The organism is Bacillus sp. F9_6S_D1_P_5 (assembly GCF_054823925.1).
Map to the genome: position 1 here is coordinate 43,240 of NZ_JBTREW010000015.1, position 18,838 is coordinate 62,077.

At 36.1% G+C, this 18,838-nt stretch carries 17 protein-coding genes; 2 read left to right on the forward strand and 15 right to left on the reverse strand.

Annotated features, from left to right (window positions below):
• From ACUXEY_RS18645 to ACUXEY_RS18665, 5 genes are all read right to left on the reverse strand, one after another.
• Positions 1-1,314 (reverse strand): D-arabinono-1,4-lactone oxidase, encoded by a 1,314-nt coding sequence (locus ACUXEY_RS18645; RefSeq protein WP_461301299.1) that lies wholly within the window; start codon positions 1,312-1,314, stop codon positions 1-3.
• On the reverse strand, positions 1,302-2,474 hold the full coding sequence (locus ACUXEY_RS18650; RefSeq protein ID WP_166705253.1) for an amino acid deaminase/aldolase: 1,173 nt from the start codon (positions 2,472-2,474) through the stop codon (positions 1,302-1,304). Before ACUXEY_RS18650 ends, ACUXEY_RS18645 begins: the two co-directional genes overlap by 13 nt.
• 109 nt (positions 2,475-2,583) lie before the next feature.
• Positions 2,584-3,585, reverse strand: a complete 1,002-nt coding sequence (gene sph, locus ACUXEY_RS18655; protein ID WP_461301300.1) for a sphingomyelinase C — start codon at positions 3,583-3,585, stop codon at positions 2,584-2,586.
• A 77-nt stretch (positions 3,586-3,662) separates the two neighbouring features.
• Complete coding sequence (gene cerA / locus ACUXEY_RS18660; RefSeq protein ID WP_000731009.1) at positions 3,663-4,514, reverse strand: phospholipase CerA; 852 nt, start codon at positions 4,512-4,514, stop codon at positions 3,663-3,665.
• A 264-nt stretch (positions 4,515-4,778) separates the two neighbouring features.
• Entirely contained in the window at positions 4,779-5,123 is a 345-nt protein-coding gene (locus tag ACUXEY_RS18665) for a potassium channel family protein (protein WP_461301301.1), read from the reverse strand.
• Positions 5,124-5,391: 268 nt separating this feature from the next.
• Between ACUXEY_RS18665 and ACUXEY_RS18670 the strand changes: the two genes are divergently transcribed.
• The gene (locus ACUXEY_RS18670; protein ID WP_461301302.1) at positions 5,392-6,270 is read left to right on the forward strand and encodes a hypothetical protein; all 879 of its coding nucleotides are present in this window, start codon (positions 5,392-5,394) and stop codon (positions 6,268-6,270) included.
• 74 nt (positions 6,271-6,344) lie between these two features.
• On the opposite strand, the gene ACUXEY_RS18675 is transcribed toward ACUXEY_RS18670, so the two are convergent.
• Together ACUXEY_RS18675 and bdhA are read right to left on the reverse strand one after the other, a co-directional pair.
• The gene (locus ACUXEY_RS18675) at positions 6,345-6,689 is read right to left on the reverse strand and encodes a potassium channel family protein (protein WP_029437480.1); all 345 of its coding nucleotides are present in this window, start codon (positions 6,687-6,689) and stop codon (positions 6,345-6,347) included.
• 118 nt (positions 6,690-6,807) lie between these two features.
• A complete protein-coding gene (gene bdhA, locus ACUXEY_RS18680; RefSeq protein WP_033691573.1) occupies positions 6,808-7,860 on the reverse strand; it encodes a (R,R)-butanediol dehydrogenase in 1,053 nt (350 codons plus the stop codon).
• A gap of 225 nt (positions 7,861-8,085) precedes the next feature.
• Here bdhA and ACUXEY_RS18685 point away from each other — a divergent pair, with 225 nt between their 5' ends.
• On the forward strand, positions 8,086-9,264 hold the full coding sequence (locus ACUXEY_RS18685; protein WP_000873242.1) for an MFS transporter: 1,179 nt from the start codon (positions 8,086-8,088) through the stop codon (positions 9,262-9,264).
• A gap of 284 nt (positions 9,265-9,548) precedes the next feature.
• On the opposite strand, the gene inhA2 is transcribed toward ACUXEY_RS18685, so the two are convergent.
• The 8 genes from inhA2 to rbsR form a co-directional block, all read right to left on the reverse strand.
• Positions 9,549-11,948: a M6 family metalloprotease immune inhibitor InhA2 gene (inhA2, locus tag ACUXEY_RS18690; RefSeq protein ID WP_461301303.1), complete on the reverse strand. Its 2,400-nt coding sequence runs from the start codon at positions 11,946-11,948 to the stop codon at positions 9,549-9,551.
• 464 nt (positions 11,949-12,412) lie between these two features.
• Positions 12,413-13,060 carry a fructose-6-phosphate aldolase gene (gene fsa / locus ACUXEY_RS18695; protein WP_000667666.1) on the reverse strand — a complete coding sequence of 216 codons (648 nt, stop codon included), beginning with the start codon at positions 13,058-13,060 and terminating at the stop codon, positions 12,413-12,415.
• Positions 13,061-13,094: 34 nt separating this feature from the next.
• Positions 13,095-14,021, reverse strand: coding sequence for a ribose ABC transporter substrate-binding protein RbsB (rbsB, locus tag ACUXEY_RS18700; protein ID WP_166705257.1), 927 nt, complete (start codon positions 14,019-14,021; stop codon positions 13,095-13,097).
• A gap of 14 nt (positions 14,022-14,035) precedes the next feature.
• The gene (locus tag ACUXEY_RS18705; protein ID WP_048525030.1) at positions 14,036-14,971 is read right to left on the reverse strand and encodes an ABC transporter permease subunit; all 936 of its coding nucleotides are present in this window, start codon (positions 14,969-14,971) and stop codon (positions 14,036-14,038) included.
• 2 nt (positions 14,972-14,973) lie between these two features.
• Entirely contained in the window at positions 14,974-16,458 is a 1,485-nt protein-coding gene (gene rbsA, locus ACUXEY_RS18710) for a ribose ABC transporter ATP-binding protein RbsA (RefSeq protein ID WP_429601986.1), read from the reverse strand.
• 18 nt (positions 16,459-16,476) lie between these two features.
• Positions 16,477-16,872 carry a D-ribose pyranase gene (gene rbsD / locus ACUXEY_RS18715; RefSeq protein WP_166705259.1) on the reverse strand — a complete coding sequence of 132 codons (396 nt, stop codon included), beginning with the start codon at positions 16,870-16,872 and terminating at the stop codon, positions 16,477-16,479.
• Positions 16,869-17,765, reverse strand: coding sequence for a ribokinase (gene rbsK, locus ACUXEY_RS18720; protein ID WP_440026954.1), 897 nt, complete (start codon positions 17,763-17,765; stop codon positions 16,869-16,871). The genes rbsD and rbsK overlap by 4 nt, the downstream gene beginning before the upstream one ends.
• Positions 17,766-17,778: 13 nt before the next feature.
• A complete protein-coding gene (rbsR, locus tag ACUXEY_RS18725; protein ID WP_166705261.1) occupies positions 17,779-18,750 on the reverse strand; it encodes a ribose operon transcriptional repressor RbsR in 972 nt (323 codons plus the stop codon).
• Between the last annotated feature and the right edge of the window lie 88 nt (positions 18,751-18,838).

Here is an 18,838-nt window from a genome sequence, read left to right on the forward strand (position 1 = left end):
TCAGCTTTTTTTCATAATCGTAAATAATTTTTCTGTATAAGGATTTGAAAACACTTCTGCTTCATCTAGTAACTTTCTCACCTTTAGAAACGAATGCATTTCCGGATATATATTTTGTAATTTTTCGTACGTTAACGTATGCATTTTTCCCCAATGCGGGCGTCCTTCATACTTTAGAAAAATTTTCTCCACCTCACCAAAATAAGCTGCATACTTCATACCTTTATACATATGAACAGCAATGTACGCTGAATCTCTTCCGTACGCTGGACTGAGCCATATATCATCACTTTTCACATAACGGCATTCAATTGGGAAGTGCACTTTATACTTTTTCTTTTCAATAAGATTTGATATTTCTTCTACAACGATCCGCATATATTTTGAAGGAACACTATACTCCATTTCATAAAATGGAACCGCGCGAGATGTAGCAAATACTTCATAACTCGGACCAATTATTTTTGTATTCGGTACAGCTTTAGCTGATAATCGACTTACTCCTTTACTTATAGAAGGAAACCATTTACATCCTTTAGATAACAAAGAGAACATCTTATTTTCAAGCAACTCTACCTTTAGTTTATGCCATTTCAAATCACTTTTTTTATCCGTTGTTTCATTTGTAAATTTCACTTGTACTTCATCTGAATAAGGAAAAACGAAAAATTCAAAATGCCGATTTTTTTTATATTCTTCTAGCTTGTTCATTACAGTAGATAATGACTGTTTTTCACTTTTATAAACGAGTGAATAGGCTGGAATAACCTTCAATTTTATTTTTACAATGATACCTAACATTCCAAGTGATAACTGAAAGGCTCTCCAATATTCCATATTCTCAGTTTCCGAACAAACTATACTCTCACCTGTAGATAAAACTGCCGTAATCTCTATAACTTGTGTTGATAAACTCCCAAAGGTAATACCCGTCCCATGAGTCCCTGTACTAATCGCTCCTGCAATAGATTGTGAATCAATATCCCCTAAATTTTCTTGCGCATAACCTTTTTCTGCAAGTAACTTCCCTAAATCATGTAACTTTGTTCCTGCCCATACTTCGGCAACCATCTTCTCTGCATCAATATTCACAATACCTTTCAATTCGTCTAAAGAAATTAAAATTTCTTCCGTTTGCACAAGAGGTGTAAACGAGTGTCCAGAACCGACAACACGAATTTTCTTCCCTTCTTTCCGTGCAAGTTCTACAACTTCTACTACATCTTGTATACTTTCTGGATACATCGTATAGTGCGGCGTTCCTTCTACATTCCCTGTCCAATTTCTCCATTTCTGTCCCTTTATAGAAAGCATTGGCCATCCCCCCGATATGTTGCATACTCCCCAACAATTTCTCCCTCTTTCACACGATATAAAAACGGAAACCGCTCACATAACTCTCCAGCTTTACTATGGCGAAACAAGATAGAATCTCCTATCTCTACTCGTTCCTCACCGTTATAAAAAATCGGTGTTTGCACTTCGCCAGCACCTTCTAAAGCTAATAGTTTGGCACCATTTGGCCTCCAAACCTCAGGTTCTTTATCTTTCCCAATTGCACCTGAGGCAATATATCCCCCACCAAGACAAGTGTAAATAAACGGGGCGGGTTTACGCACAACCGATAAAGCAAATCCAGCAGCTGGATGAAATTGCACCTCTTTATAATAATCAAACAGCTTCGGGGCATAAAAAGCAGAGCCTATTGTAATCTCTGAAACTGAATTATCTTGCTCAGTTGTTTTTATACTTCCTGTGCCTCCCCCGTTTACAAACCTTAGTTCAATACCTAAGTTTTGTATTTCTTTTACGATATGTCCTCTTCTTTCTTTAATTTTTAACACCGATTTTTTCTTTAAATATGAGATCACTTTACTTTTCACTCGTTGATTCGGTATGTGATCTCCTACCCCAGCAATTTGAGCTTCATATCCCATTACGCCATCTAGTATTAAAAATGATGATTCCTTCAATCTTTTTACTATTTTCAAAGCACCCTGCACATCTTTTACCGGTGATCTTTTGACCCCAAAATGAAATTTTGCAAAACGACTACTCATATCAATATCCAAACAAACACGAAAACACCCTTTAGACTTCTCTGCAATTTTTTCTAAATAAACAATGTGGTCTTCACAATCCACCATACAAGTTATAATGAGCCCTTGCTTTGTTAGTAAACTTATTTCATGTAACGCTCTTTCATCATAAGCAGGATATCCGAGCAATAAATCATTGAATCCTTGTTCAATTAAAAACAAAACTTCCCTAGGTGAAAAACACATAATACCTTGAAATCGATCATTTGCAGATAAAATCTTTTGCATAACCGGAACAGAACGTAACGATTTACTCGCTATACGAATCTTCTTATTTCCACTTAATTCTATAATCGATTGAATATTTCTATCTAAAGCCACTTCATCCAAAAATGCACACGGTAATGGAACTTCTTTAAAAATTCCTCGATCCACATTTTTCTCTCCTCTTCTCTATATGTCTTATACATATTGGAAAGAAAGTTGAAATTTCCTCTACAAAATAAAAAAGTTTCTTCCTATTTAAGAAGAAACTTTTTTAGGACTACTTCATAGAAATAGTTGCGGCTACTGGATAATGATCAGAATAATCATCATACGTATATTTTGTGAGCCATGATGTAACAGTCCACTGTGGAGATTTCGGTTGTAATACTTTATTCTCTATAAATGACGGATTCGCATGGTCGTTACTTACAATAATATAATCTAAATACTCGGCAGGACTATCAGGGAAATTATATTTCGCAATACTGTTTGTCGTCGCATCCCAAGTCGCTGTATGTCCCGTATAAGATGGAATAGAAGCGTGCAATGTTTTGAACATGGATGCGTACTCTGAATCACTATTGTTCTCTGCATTTATTTTATTCACGTTCATATCGCCACCAAATAAGACGTACTCATCATTTGGTATATTCTTATTTTTTATAAAATCTTGAATTTCTTTTAACTGATTTGTTCGTACAGATGCAGGTGAAGTTTTTCCGCACATACTATCTTCAGCCTGCAAGTGTGTCCCAATCACATGAACGAAACGATCATTTTTCTTAATTTTCGTGTATACAAACCCTTTATTTGATAAATTATCTGGTCCGCATCCTTTTGAAAATACATATTGAATCTTTTCAACGATCGGCCATTTACTTACGATTGCAACGCCCCCATCTTCAGGAGTTGAAGATGAATAGCTACCTAACGTTTTATCCCATTCATTGCCGTTACTACGACCTAATACCGCTGTTTGATTTGGGTATTCTTGCTTCAAATTCCCTAACAAACGATCTGATGCGCTATTATCAAACACTTCATTTAATATAACTACATCCTGATTCTTAATATAATCCGCTGCCCCAATTAAATCAGCACGCTCGCTTTGTCCCCAGTTCGGATATAAGTTTGTTGATAGCATGTACACATTATGTGTCATCACTTTTAATGTATCGTTTTTATTTGTAGACACTTCCGCTTGAGCCGAGGATCCACTATATAAAGCCGCTAGACCAATTCCAACGCTAAGTATACTTTTTAGCAATTTACTTTTCACGATTCATACCTCCATGTATTGTATAGTGATAAAAAAGGCCAAATACTCTATTGTGAGATTTGACCTTTTTTAAATACTTAACGATCTCCGTACGTATCAAACCAAAGCTGAATGTATCCAGCAGTGACACGTTGTGCATCCATTAATCGCTTACCTGTCATTGGTGTAACTTCAGCGCGCCATTTATCTGCATATTCTTGTGATACAGCCGCTTTTACGAACCAATCTTTCGTATTATCATTTACAATTCCAGAGTAATCTTGTTTCGCTGCTACTGCAGCCCCATGAATCCACTCTTCTGGATTTGTACCTTTCCAGTTCCAATATCCATTTCCATCCGTTACTTTATAATTATCTTTTATCGTATCTACAAAGTTTTCATATTTAGAATGGAATCCTTGTGGGTACGAAAGATTTGTAAAGTTTGCCGCATGCATTGGTTGGTTTACATCTCCTAAATAATGAAGGGATAATCCTAAATAGAAGAATGCTTGTTTCATATCTTTGTTTTTGTATGACTCACCAGCTAATTTAAAATATTTAGCTCCAGTTTCTTTTGCCTGCTTTGCAAATGGAATATATGTTTTTCCATTGTCTGGATCATAGAAATGTGAAGCAAATGTGCTATTATCATAATAAGGATTTTCATAGTCAGCAGCATAAATACCGTTCTCTAACTCCGTACGCCATTCATTTAATTGTGCAACTCGATCTTGTTTTACAAGTGTTGTATTGCGAGACATAATATCAATCGCACGGTTTACAATCCATAAATGAGAGTTTACGCCTTCTTTATGTTTATCTTCAGCAGACCAGCGATGAACTATTTTTATTTTACTTCCCCCATCATTTTCATGAGCAAATGCAACACTTTGTAACGGAGCTACTAATGTAATAGCTGCTGCTAAAGCAAGTACTTTCTTTTTCATCTGAAATCCTCCATTTTATAATTGAATTATTGTAAACTTTTTTGTTAGGATCCTATGATGTCGTCCGGTTAACCTATGACTAGAATATCCCACCTTTCATGAAATTTCTATCACTAAATTAAAATATGCAAATGTTCATATCATTATAACTTTATACATAGTGAATATAATGAATGAATGCAATTATATTGTAATAAAGTATTGTTAAGCTACTGCAAATACTTGTCTAAACTAATGTAAAAAAGAGTAAAGCATACACATGCTTTACTCTTTTTTTCTATACGATAATATACTTGGCAGTTGTACATTAACTGCCAACATATGAATAAATCCAAACACTAATCCAATCCCAACAAATATGTATAAGATTGTAAATATCTTTCCGAAATCAGTTTGCGGACTAAAATTCCCATCACCGACAGTCGTCAACGTGACCACACTAAAATATAAAGCGTCAAGAGGACGTAATCCTTCAACTGTACTATAAAAAATCGTACCGGATGTTAATGTTAAAAATGTTAATACGAATAATACTTGAAATTCTTTATCTTTCCACGCTCGTAAACAAGCTTTTAACATCCATTTCAATGTCAACATAAATGAAAGCATTCGACTTCCCCTTCCAAACAAAATACCTGTAGTTAAAGGAAAGTCTATCACTTTTCTATATTGAAGAATGTTCACTTTTCCTAAGATTCATTTTTCATCAAAAAGTAAGTATTGCTTCATTTTTAGCATAGATATACAGAATTCAAAAAGGTATATTAGGATATTGAAATAAAACCATTTATATTTTAATATTAATATACACAGTTTTATTTTAGTAGTTTTTTACTATTAGAGACAGAAGTACTATTTTAGGAGAGAGTGAATTAATATGGAGAAGAGTTTTTCAAATTTAATTGCTTCAGACGATAAAGAAATAGTCACTGAGACGATTATGATTAAGAATAATATTTTGAAGTTTAATGATATTACTTTACATTTAAGTAATATAGCAGTTGTATACACGGGTAAAAAGAAATTAAGAATCCCTTATCTTGCGATAGTTATCTTTTTAATATCTTGCTTCTTTATGTTCCAAATTCCATTGGCTGGGTTCATTGGAGGGATTGGATCGGGGCTATATATTTGGTCAGTTTATAAATCGTATTTAAGTAATAATTTGTATTTGAATTTTCAAATGAATTCAGGTCAGTACTATCGAATTTACTTTTCAGATAAGTCCTTTCTAGAAAAGGCTAAATCTATTGTAGAAAATTCTTTTAATAATAAAAATATGGAATATATAGTGAAGATAGAAGAGCAGAAAATAGTTTATGGAAATGATTACAAGGTAAATGGAGAAAACAATGTTATTAATACTACTATTCAAGAGGGAGCCAATGTGAACTCTCATAATAAAGATAGTTTTAATAAGAGAAATGAAGATAATTCCATAAAAATTCGAGATATTAAAGATTCTTCAATAAATGGGGCGAATTTTGGTAATAATAATAACCTTAAAACTAATAAAGTAGATAACTATGACTGGAAAGAACTTGGTTCAGAGTTGGATAAAGTAATAGAAGCTATTAAAATTGATTCTGATGTAAAAGAAGCCAGTATTGAAGCTCTTCATGCTAGCAAGGCGGAAGATAGAGATCTTTTTGAATCAACTATTAGAAAAAGATGTAAAGAATTTTCAACAGAGCTTTTTCGAAATACAGCAGACAAAGTGCTCCAACAGATAGTAAATAAAATCTTAGAGCTATGATAACTATTAATAATTGAAAGTTTTATTAATAAAATTAGTTGTATATTTTTAAAAGAGTAAAGCATCCACATGCTTTACTCTTTTTTTCTACTCGATAATATACTTGGCAGTTGTACATTCACTGCCAACTTATGAATAAATCCAAACACTAATCCAATCCCAATAAATATGTATAAGATTGTAAATATCTTTCCGAAATCAGTTTGCGGACTAAAATTCCCATCACCGACAGTCGTCAACGTGACCACACTAAAATATAAAGCGTCAAGAGGACGTAATCCTTCAACTGTACTATAAAAAATCGTACCAGACGTTAATGTTAAAAATGTTAATACGAATAATACTTGAAATTCTTTATCTTTCCACGCTCGTAAACAAGCTTTTAACATCCGTTTCAATGTCAACATAAATGAAAGCATTAGACTTCCCCTTCCAAACAAAATACCTGTAGTTAAAGGAAAGTCTATCACCTTTCAGTATAGAAAAAAAGTAGCCCTCTTCTATTTTTAGAAGAGGGCTACTTTTTACTATTCTCTATTATTTAGGTGAAACAAGAATTTTCACTTGTGTTTTATCTTTTACAAGTGCTTCAAATCCTTCTTCAACAACTTGATCCACTGTGATTTTTTTCGTAATTAATTTCTCTGCTTGAATTTGGCCAGAGCTAATTAATTTAATAACAGCTGGGAAGATATGACGGTATCCAAGAATACCGATAACTTCTTTTTCTTTTAGTACAAGGTTGTTTGGCGTAATTGTTGCGTCTTTTTCCCATACACTCACAATTACAGTTTGTCCTTCAAAGCTTGTACTTTCAATCGCTTGACGAAGTACTACTTCAACACCTGTTACTTCAAAGCTCACATTTACACCTAAACCATTTGTTAAGTTACGAATTTCTGCTAGTACATCTTGAGTAGCTGGATTTAATACGTAATCCGCACCTGCTAATTTTGCTAACTCTTGACGTTCTTTAGAAAGTTCTACTGCAATAACAGGAGTTGCGCCCGCTGCTTTAGCTGCTTGAATAACGAGAAGTCCAATTGGACCACAACCAAATACTGCTACAGCTTCCCCTTCTTTTAATTTACTTTGACGTACTGCATGAACGGCTACTGCTGCTGGTTCTACAAGTGCACCTTGTTCATACGTCATTTCATCAGGAATATGGTGAACCATATCTTCTGGTACTACTGTATATTCAGAGAAACCGCCGCCTTCTCCGCCAAGACCGTGGAAAACAAGTTGTTCACAAACATTGTAATGTCCATGTTTACAAGCTTCACATTTACCACAAGAATAAATTGGTTCTACAACGACGCGATCTCCCACTTTATGAGAAGTAACGCCTTCACCGATTTCAACTACCTCACCACTAAACTCATGACCTAAAATAACCGGTGCTTTTACGTGTGTTAATGGATGCTCTTCTGTCGGAATAAAAATAGGTCCTGCTAAATATTCATGCAAGTCTGTCCCGCAGATACCACACCATTTCACTTTAATCTTAACTGCTCCTGGTTTTACAGTTGGTTCTGGTACTTCTTCTACTCGTACATCACGTTGATTATGCCAAAGTAATGCTTTCATTTTATACATCCCTCTCTATGTATATACTTAACCTGGTGAAGTTTACAAATCTATTATAATACTTCTATCCATATATTTCAAAAAAACAATCTCATTTCCACTAATTTTTAACAAATAACGTTCAATATTTTGTCACTTTGTACTTTTTTCCACATCTGTTAATTCAATTTCATTGCGGTTGAAATTAGCATTATGCCATAATAACATAGGAGAGGTGAATATCGCTTGAAATATTTTATTTACTTTATTGTTATCGTAGCGTTTCTAGATACATTTTCACAATTACCTATTATGAGTACGTTCGCTCAAAGTCTTGGAGGATCTCCTCTTATTATTGGGCTAGTTGTCGGCATGTACTCATTCGCTAATATGATTGGTAATATTATTGCTGGCGCTGCTGTCGATAAATTTGGTGCAAAAAAAATACTTTATATAAGCATGGGACTTACGAGTTTCATAGTCTTGTTATACACTGTTGTTCAAAGTGGTGAACAACTATTAGTTGTGCGCTTTATGCATGGCTTTAGTGACGGATTTTTAATTCCTGCTGCCTTTACGTTTTTATCAAAACAAACAAATGCAGCAAGACAAGGTAAGGCAATGGCTCTATCTGGTGCTGCTGTTGGAACAGCAGCAATTGTAGGACCTGCTTTCAGCGGGATTATGAAAGCAACTGCTGGTATAGAGTGGGTGTTCATTACCATTTCTATTTTAATGGTTCTTGGTACAATCGTATCTCTCTTCTTCTTACCAAATAACGTATCAAGAAAAGATACTTCAAGAACACAAATGATGAACAAAGAGGATATGTTTGAACTATTGAAATCAGAACCGTTATTACAAGCATATATTGGTGCTTTCACACTAATGTTTTCACAAGGAATTGTCACTTATATGTTACCAGTGAAAGTTGAGGCATTAGCCCTTAAAGCATCTACAACAGGTATGATGTTAAGTGTATTCGGCATTACTGCTATCCTCTTCTTCTTGCTGCCAACAAACCGTATTTACGATCGATTTAATCGTTCAAAATTAATGTTAATTGGTATTGCAGTAATGGCATTAGCATTATCTTTACTTGGATTATTCGCAACAAAAGGTATGCTCTTTATCGTTATGATGATTTATGGCATTGGATTCGCTATCCTTTTCCCATCAATAAATGCATTACTTGTTGAAAATACGACAGATGATAAACGCGGAAAAGCATTCGGATTGTTTTATGCTTTCTTCTCATTAGGAGTTGTTGCTGGATCCTTTACAGTTGGAGCAATCGGGGCATCCCCTAGCGTCAGCTTCGTTATTGGAACTGCATTCTTATTAACATTTGCTGGAATGATTTATGTAAGAAGCAAAGTAAAAAGTAAAGCAAAAAGCAAAGTAAAAAAGACAATGATGGGATAACTCCATCATTGTCTTTTTTTCACCTAATATATATTACTTTTGCATATAACCAAGTAATACTGTAAATAAACTTATGTATAAAGACAATACTACATTTCTTCTTTTACAAAAAAAGTGTATAAATACCGACGATACTTCGACAATTTCCTCGGAAATATTTCCTTTCCCCACATAATTTGATACACTACACATGAACAGACACTTGTATTACATAAGCTAAAATAATAACTTACTGTACAAATTGCAAAGCACATTCTTTATATGAAGAATGTGCTTTTATGTTATTAACGTTTAATCCAAACAGCGCCTGCTGATTTATCCTCTGCTTGTCCAACAACTTGGAATTTAAGTCCAAGGTTTGGAACTTTTCTTCCTGCGTCTGCAATTTGTTTGTTGCTATACACTTTTGAATCATCAAAAGTTGTCACACCTTGTAATCCAGAATAGTTAAATTGGCCACGTGTTAATGAATTTGCACTCCATGCTGGTGTTTGATCAAATGAAAAGGCAGCATCTGCAATTTGCATACCTGTATTACCGTAAGTTGGTCTTCCGTTTAAATTGCCAACAAATGCCTCTGGATGCGAGTCTACAACACCAAGGAACCCTTCACCTGGATGCACCCCAACCCAGTTATCTTTGAAGCTATCATCTGCATACCAAACGACAAGGCCTGTATTATAAACTGGACCTTTCCCTGCTTTTAATCCATTATCTGATCCCGCATAGTTTCTCCACTCTAAGTAATAATAATGAGCTTTCTTCTCTGTTCCATCAGAAACAACAAAACCATTTACATTCATTTTAGACTGTCCTTCTGCATCATCAGAAAATACAACTTGTCCATCAACAGTTACATTTACATTATCCATCGCAAAACCTTTATATGTTACAGCCGGATCTGTAATATAATCGAATTGCAGTTTCACTTTTTTCCCTTTAAATTGACTTAAATCATATGATTTATCAATCCATTTTCCACCTGTTGTATCTTTATCTTCTTGGACTATTTTTTCTCCAAGTCTATCAATTAATGTTTTCGTTCCATCTTCTGTTACTGCATGCACTTCGACAAAATCGCACTCTGCTTCTAACTCATAATTTGCTTTATAATCGAATTTTGCATTTGTTCCTTTTGTTAAATCAATGAATGGTGTTTCTAATGTTGTATGCATATCATCGCCTCTTGTACTATAATATGCATGCTTTCCAAACTCCGGTTTAATCGTTTCAACACTTTTACCTGGCAAGTTAACACGTACAACGCCTGGACGACTGGATTTCGTAACACTTTGATCAATATATGTAGGAACTCCTACACCACGCTTAATTTTATCGTAATCTACTTCTAAAATTTTTGCCCAGTTGCCACCCATATTCTTTTGTAAGAAGTCTTTATTTTGTGGTGAGAAACTAGTTGGCTCTGTTCCTGCAATTTTCCCTGTCCAGCTACCTCCACTCATTAATGACCACGCTTCAACAGGTGAACCCATTCCAGTATATTTCGTGTCATATTCATCCGGTAAGCCAAGGTCATGTCCAAATTCATGCGCAAATACACCTACTGCTCCATCTTCTGGTTCAATTGTGTAATCATGCGCTGCTACTTTTCCACCAAAGTAATCTACCTTTGATTTTGTACCTTCAATCGCTACTGGATCTATTGCTAATTTTGAACGATGTGACCAAATTGCATCATCACCTAATTTACCGCCACCAGCTTCTTGACCAACACCTGCATGGATTACCATTAAATGATCAATTACACCGTCAGGTTCATTTTGATTCCCATCACCATTTGTATCATATCTATCAAATTGGTCAAACTGAGATAAATCTAATCCTTTCTCAGCGGCTGCATGTAAAGCTTCTTTCACTAAATCACGTGCACCTTTTGGTCCTTTATTATCGTGCCCACTACTACCATCAGCACCGTAGTCAGCCGCTTTCCCCGGAACGGTTAGCCACTCCGTTACATATCCATCCGTCGTATAACTTCCGCCTGATTGCTCTTCATAATATTGTTTAAACGTTTTTACTTTCGAACCATCAAATAGCGTGTACGGTTCATTACCAAATAACATTTTTTGATAATGCTCTCTACTAAAGTCATTCGAATACATATACCCTGGCGTTTGATCAATATTATTATGTTTATAATCACTAAATTCAACGAGTAATACTAATACTTTATCAGTTCGAACAGATCCCTTATAAGGCGCTTGCTTTGCTTTAGAAGTTGGGACTTGTCCATTCAATTGCTTTTTATTTGGTTCTGGCTTTTGCTCAGGACTCACATTTTTTTCAGGTTTCTTTACTTTCTCCTTTTCTTCCATTTTCTTCTCTTTTACTTTTTTTACAAAATCAGATGCCTCTTTAGCATTATCCGCTGGTAGAATTTCTTTATTTGCCTGATCGCCTTGTTTCTTTTCAATATACTTTTCTACAGCCTTTTTCGTCTCTTCTTTAGAAGAGGCTGGATTTATTGTTCCTCTTTCCTTCAGCGCTTCCGCTAAGCGATCTTCTTGAATTAAATTGTAATCAATTGGTGTTGTAGATACATTGTCTTTCTCTGTTGCTGGTGTTTCTGCGTACGCTAGCGGAGTACTCATTACAGATGTGCATCCGATAATTGCCGCAATTGCTAATGATGATAACACTTTAAATGGCGCTTTTCTTCTCATTCTATTTCTCTCCTTTTATAAAACTTAAAATTCAGATAAATAATTGCATTTAAATCAAATGCTCTACTTTCTTCCCTCCCTATATAAAGTGAAACTTTAATCAGTGGGGAGTTTGTCCATCCCCACTGATTATTAGTTGAACCAATCGGGCATTTACGGGCAGTTGATTTCCCACCTCACTTCTTTGTTCTAGCTGAATTTTGAGGTGGGAATCTTACTGGCCGTTAATGCGGGAAAAAAAGGCATAATTCTATAAACATTAGCTTTCTGTTATAGAATCATGCCCTCCAGTTTTCTGGTCAGACCCTCTATCTCCTTATATCAAAATATGAAAAATAAAGAGTGATTTGTATATATTAAATAGTTTATATAACAAATTTAAAAGACAATATGCAAAATTGCATGAAAATTCTTTTAAATAAAAAAGAATCCTAGTCAATTAAACTAGGATTCTTGATTTTCTATTATTTCTCTTGTGTTTTTTCCCAATCAGCTAAGAATTTCTCAATTCCTTGATCTGTTAATGGATGCTTAACTAATGAAGCAATTACGTTTGCTGGGATTGTTGCAATATGTGCACCGTTTAATGCTGCATCAGTTACGTGAACACTGTGACGTACAGATGCTGCAATGATTTCTGTCTCAATGCCGTGAATTGCAAAGATCTCTGCAATTTGGCGAATTAAGTCCATGCCGTTATGACCGATATCATCTAAGCGACCTAAGAATGGTGAAACGTATGTTGCACCAGCGCGAGCTGCAAGTAATGCTTGAACTGCAGAGAATACTAATGTAACGTTTGTACGAATTCCTAAGTCAGAGAATGCTTTTACTGCTTTTAAACCTTCTGTTGTCATCGGAACTTTTACAACAACGTTTGGAGCAATTTTCGCTAACTCTTTTCCTTCTTCAATCATTTTATCAGCTTCTAAGCTAATTACTTCTGCGCTTACAGGTCCTTCTATAAAGCTGCAAATTTCACGAATACGCTCATGGAAATCTACGCCTTCTTTTGCTACAAGTGATGGGTTTGTCGTTACTCCAGCTACTACGCCTAATGCATTTGCCTCTTTAATTTCATTAATGTTTGCTGTATCAATAAAGAATTTCATTTGTTATTCTTCCTTCCTAATTTTCATTTTATATTTATTTGTTTTTCTTAATAAGCTCTAATTCAATCGGAATAGATTTGTCTACTTTTTTACCTTGCGTTATCTCTTTTGCTGTTTGCATCGCCTTCTCCCCGATTAATTCCGGTTTTTGAGCAACTGTTGCAGTCATACGCCCATCTTTAACCGCTTTTACAGCATCTTCTGTTGCATCAAACCCAACAACGACTACATCCGTTTTCCCAGCAGACTTCAATGCTTCAAGTGCACCTAATGCCATTTCATCGTTATGCGCAAACACGGCTTTAATATCACCATTTGCTTGCAAAATGTTTTCCATAACAGATAATCCTTTTGCTCTATCAAAATCAGCTGCTTGTTTTGCAACTATTTTCAAAGACTTATCCGCTACGTTATGGAATCCTTTCCCGCGCTCACGAGCAGCAGAAGAGCCAGGAATTCCTTCTAATTCAGCAACATTTGCTCCCTCGCCAACTAATTCACGAATGTAATCACTAGCCATTTGACCACCTTCAATATTATTAGAGGCAATGTGAGAAACAACTTTACCCGAATTTGCAACGCGGTCTACAGTAATAACAGGGACATTCGCTGCATTTGCCGCACTTACCGCTGAAGCAACCGCATCTGAATCGGTTGGATTAATAACAACTACATCGACACCTTTTTGAATTAAATCTTCAACATCGTTCGTTTGCTTTGCTGCATCATTTTGCGCATCAACAGCAATCAATTCAATGCCGCTTTCTTTCGCTTTCTTTTCTGCCCCTTTTTTCAAAGTCACAAAAAATGGATTGTTTAAAGTTGAAACAGAGAATCCAACTTTAATAGTTTTATTTCGACCTTTATCGCCAGAATCCTTTGCCCATTCTGGTGGTTCCATTGAACAACCAGCAGTAATGACCATAATACATGCAACGAGTATAAGTAACCATTTCTTCATGAACTTTCCCTCCATTACGCTTCTTTTCGACGATCAATTAATACAGCTAGTAAGATTACAAGTCCTTTTACAACTTGTTGGAAGAAAGAAGATACGCCTAATAAATTTAAACCGTTATTTAGTACACCGATAATAAGTACACCGATGAATGTACCAACGATCCAGCCTCTTCCCCCAGAAAGACTTGTTCCACCTAATACAACTGCTGCAATTGCATCTAATTCGTAAGAAGTACCTGCAGTTGGCTGTGCAGAATCTAGTCGTGATGTTAAGACAATACCTGCAAGCGCTGCCAAAATTCCGGAAAGACCGTAAATCATTACTTTAATTCTCGTAACATTAATACCTGATAGTGCTGCTGCTTCTTCATTTCCACCAATTGCAAATGTACGGCGGCCAAATGTCGTTTTCTTCAAAATAAAGTACAGTACTGCGAAAGCGATCATCATTGTAACAGCTGGTACCGGAATACCGAGAAAATAACCGCGGCCAAACATTTGGAACATTAAATGATCACCAAGACCAGTGATCGGACGTCCGTCCATATAAACAAGCGTCAACCCACGAAAAATAGTCATTGTTGCTAACGTCGCAATAAATGGAGCTACTTTTCCCTTCGCTATGATGATACCGTTTACAATTCCCATTACAAGACCAGCCAATAATCCAACTGCCATTGCAAGAAACGGGTCCATGCCACTTGCCATCATTCCAGCAACAAGTGCACTTGCTAATGCTAAAATAGAACCTACCGATAAGTCAATACCCCCTGTTAAAATTACAAAGGTCATTCCGAATGCAATAAGCGCATTAATCGATACTTGACGCAGTATATTAAATAAATTTGGAATTTCAATAAATGCTGGATTTAAAGCTGTAATTACGACGATAATTAGTGCTAAACCGATTAAAGAACCGAGTTGTTGTAATACATTCCCCTTCTTAGCCATTCTTACTCTCCCCCTGTAGCTAGTGCCATAATAGACTCTTGTGATGCCGCACCTTTCTCTAAAATGCCGCCGACTTTTCCTTCATGAATGACAAGAACGCGATCACTCATTCCTAAAACTTCTGGAAGCTCAGATGACACCATAATAACGGCATCGCCTTGCTCAGTAAGCTTATTCATAATAGAGTAAATTTCTTTTTTTGCTCCAACATCGACCCCCCTTGTTGGCTCATCTAAAATGAGTAACTGCGGGTGGATACCTAACCATTTTGCAATAACAACCTTTTGCTGATTCCCGCCGGAAAGAGATTTCACTGCTTGCTCTCCACTAGATGCTTTCACATTCAGTAGCTTCATCATATCCGCTGTAAACTGTTGTTCTAGTTCGTTACTTAAGACACTTCCCTTTGAAAGACTCTCTAAATTCGGTAAAGCTAAATTTTCTCGAATTGAGAAATCTAACACTAACCCTTCAGATTTTCTATCCTCTGTAATGAAGGCTATTCTTTGTCTAATCGCATCTATCGGACTATCAATCTTTACTTCTTGTCCATTTATGAAAATTTGGCCAGAATCTAACGGTTCGTATCCAAATATCGCTTTCATAATATCTGTACGGCCAGCTCCCATCAAGCCAGCAACACCAAGGATTTCACCTTTTCTCACTTGAAACGAAATATTTTCAAACTTCCCTTTTTTCGTTCCATTACGCATTTCAAAAATAACATCGCCAATTTGACTATTTCGTTCTGGGTAACGTTCACCTATGCTGCGCCCCACCATCATACTCACTACTTCATCAAATGATGTTTCCGGAATTAATCTCTTTCCTACGTATTCCCCATCACGTAAAATCGTAATCGCATCACATATTGAAAAAATTTCTTCCATTCGGTGTGAGATATAAACGAACGACACGCCTTCTTTACGTAATTTATTAATGACAGTAAACAACGTTTCAATTTCACGATCTGTTAATGCCGCTGTCGGTTCATCCATAATAATAACGCTCGCGTTTGTCATTAACGCTTTCGCAATTTCGATAATTTGCTGTTGTCCAACCGATAACTCTCCTGCCAACATAGCGCCTTTTACGTGTAATCCTAGCTCCGCTAGTTGCTGCTGCGCAATCGCGTTCATTTGACGCGTACGCAAAATACCTGTCTTCCCATATATTAACTCTTTACCGAGAAACATATTTTCAGCTACTGTTAAATTCGATAATATGTTCAATTCTTGATGTATAAATGCAATACCGTACTCTTCAGCTTCTTTCGCATTTTTAAAAGTTCGTTCTTGTCCATCAATCGTGATCGTTCCACCATCTCTTTTATATACACCTGTTAAAATTTTCATGAGCGTTGATTTACCCGCTCCATTTTCTCCCATCAACGCATGAACTTCTCCTGTTTCAATCATAAACTGTGCACTCTTCAAAACAGGATTGCCATTGAACGCTTTTGAAATATTTTTCATTTCAATACGCATTCTCATCACTTCCCTTTATTAAAAAATCACGCCTGCATGTAAAATTACATTGGCATAAGGAGTAGCCTCTCCTGTACGAATAATCGCCTTCGCTTTCTTCGTATGCTCTTTAAATTGTTCATGCGATACATATTCAAACGCTGGCTCTATTAATTTCAGCTCAATCTCTTTATTTACTTCCGCATTAGTGTTAATGACTTCTTCTGCTAACGTTACTTTTTCAATTGCCATATCATCAGCTACTACTTGCAATACATCTAAAAAACTAGGTTTTCCAAGCTCAACAGCTAAATCAATTCGCTTTACTCCGTCAGGAATTGGTAACCCGCAGTCTGCAATTACAATCGTATCTGTATGCCCAAGTGAAGCAAGGACAGATGCAATCTCACTGTTTAATACACCGTGCTTTTTCATCCGACAATCACCTGCACTTCACGTACTTTATCTCTCGTTGGCATACCACCTTGCGCCCCAAGCTTTGTTACAGAAAGACCACCAGCAATATTCGCAAAACGAATTGCTTTTTGAAGTGTTTCTCCTTCAGAAAGTGCAACTGCTAATGCCCCATTGAATGTATCACCAGCTCCAGTCGTATCTACTACATCAACAGCAATGCTAGGAACATGAACAATCTCCGTACCATTATGGAAACGAACACCGTTAGAACCTTCTGTCATCAATAGTTTATTTGGATATTTAGCCAGTAACTCTTCAATTGGTGATGTGAAATCATCTAATACGATGCGGCACTCATGTTCATTTGGCGTAATATAAGTTGCCTTTTCTAATATATCTTCTGATAACACTTGTGCTGGCGCTGGATTTAACATAACTGGGATTTTGTGCTCCTCACAAATAGCCAAGACATATTTTACTGTTTCAAGTGGAATCTCTAGTTGAAGAACAACCATATCTGCTTTTATAAGAAGGTCTTTTGAACGATCTACAATCGACTCATTTACAAGAGCATTCGCTCCTTGCACGACAACAATACTGTTATCCTCTTCTGCTAAAACGATATGAGCAATTCCTGTCGCTGCATCTGTAACCGGTACCACATAGTCGATAAAAACACGTTCGTTCTCTAAATTTTTCCTCACTACAGTTCCATAATTATCGTTTCCTACCGCTCCAACCATTGCTACATTTGCACCTAATCTAGCTGCAGCAACCGCTTGGTTCGCTCCTTTTCCTCCTGGAATTGTATGAAATGCTTCACCAATTACTGTTTCTCCTGCTTTCGGACGTTTTTTTGAAACGGCCACTAAGTCCATTGAAATACTACCTACTACTGCAATATTTGGCATCTGTTTCATCTCCTTACTTCGTTGTATTTCGTTCTATAATTTCAATCGGTAAACGATAGTGTTTCTCTTCTAATACGTTTCCTTCCATCTGCTCTAACAGCAGTTCTGTTGCAATTTTCCCCATTTCATAAATTGGCTGTGCAACAGTTGTAATAGATGGATACATCATCTCTGTTAACGAAATCCCATCGAATCCGATAATTTGTAAATCATCTGGAATGGAAATTCCCTTTTGAAGTGCAGCCTTTACAATACCTATTGCAATTAAATCATTACCAGCAACAATTCCATCGATATGTGGGTATTCTTCTAATAATTCCACCGCTATACGCTCACTATTAGCTGGATCAAATGTACTCTCTGCAATCATATAAGAAAGATTATTTTGCGTAATAACGTCTACAAAGCCTTCAAAACGTTCATTAGCGGTGCTTACGTCACGCGGTCCGCGAATATGTGCAATATGTTTACAACCTTTGTCTATTAATAACTTTGTTGCTGCCTGACTTCCCGCATAGTTATCTGCATATACAGCAGGTATACGCTCATTAAACATACGGTCAATTGCAACGACTGGTACTGACAAATTCATGTAATTAACACTATTTTGTGGATTTGTTGCTACAATAAATCCGTCCACATTATTTTGCCTAAGTACATCAATATATTGCTTTTCTTTCTCTAAACTTTCATCAGAGTTACAAAGTACAACTGTGTATCCTTGCTTATGAGCTACATCTTCTACGGCACGTGCAACTTCTGGAAAGAATGGATTCACGATATTTGGAACAACTAAGCCAATTAAACGAGATTTTTTATTATACAGTGAACGTGCTACTGTACTAGGTTTATAATCTAGCATCTCAATTGCTCGTTCTACTTTCTTTAATGTATCTTCATGAACATATCCATTTTTATTTAACACTCTGGAAACGGTCGCAACAGATACTCCCGCTAATTTTGCAACGTCTTTAATCGTACTCATTCTTTTCCCTCTCCATTTCATGTAACCGTTTACAGAAAATAATATAACGTATTTCTAGAAATACGTCAATCATTTCTTACGAAAAAGC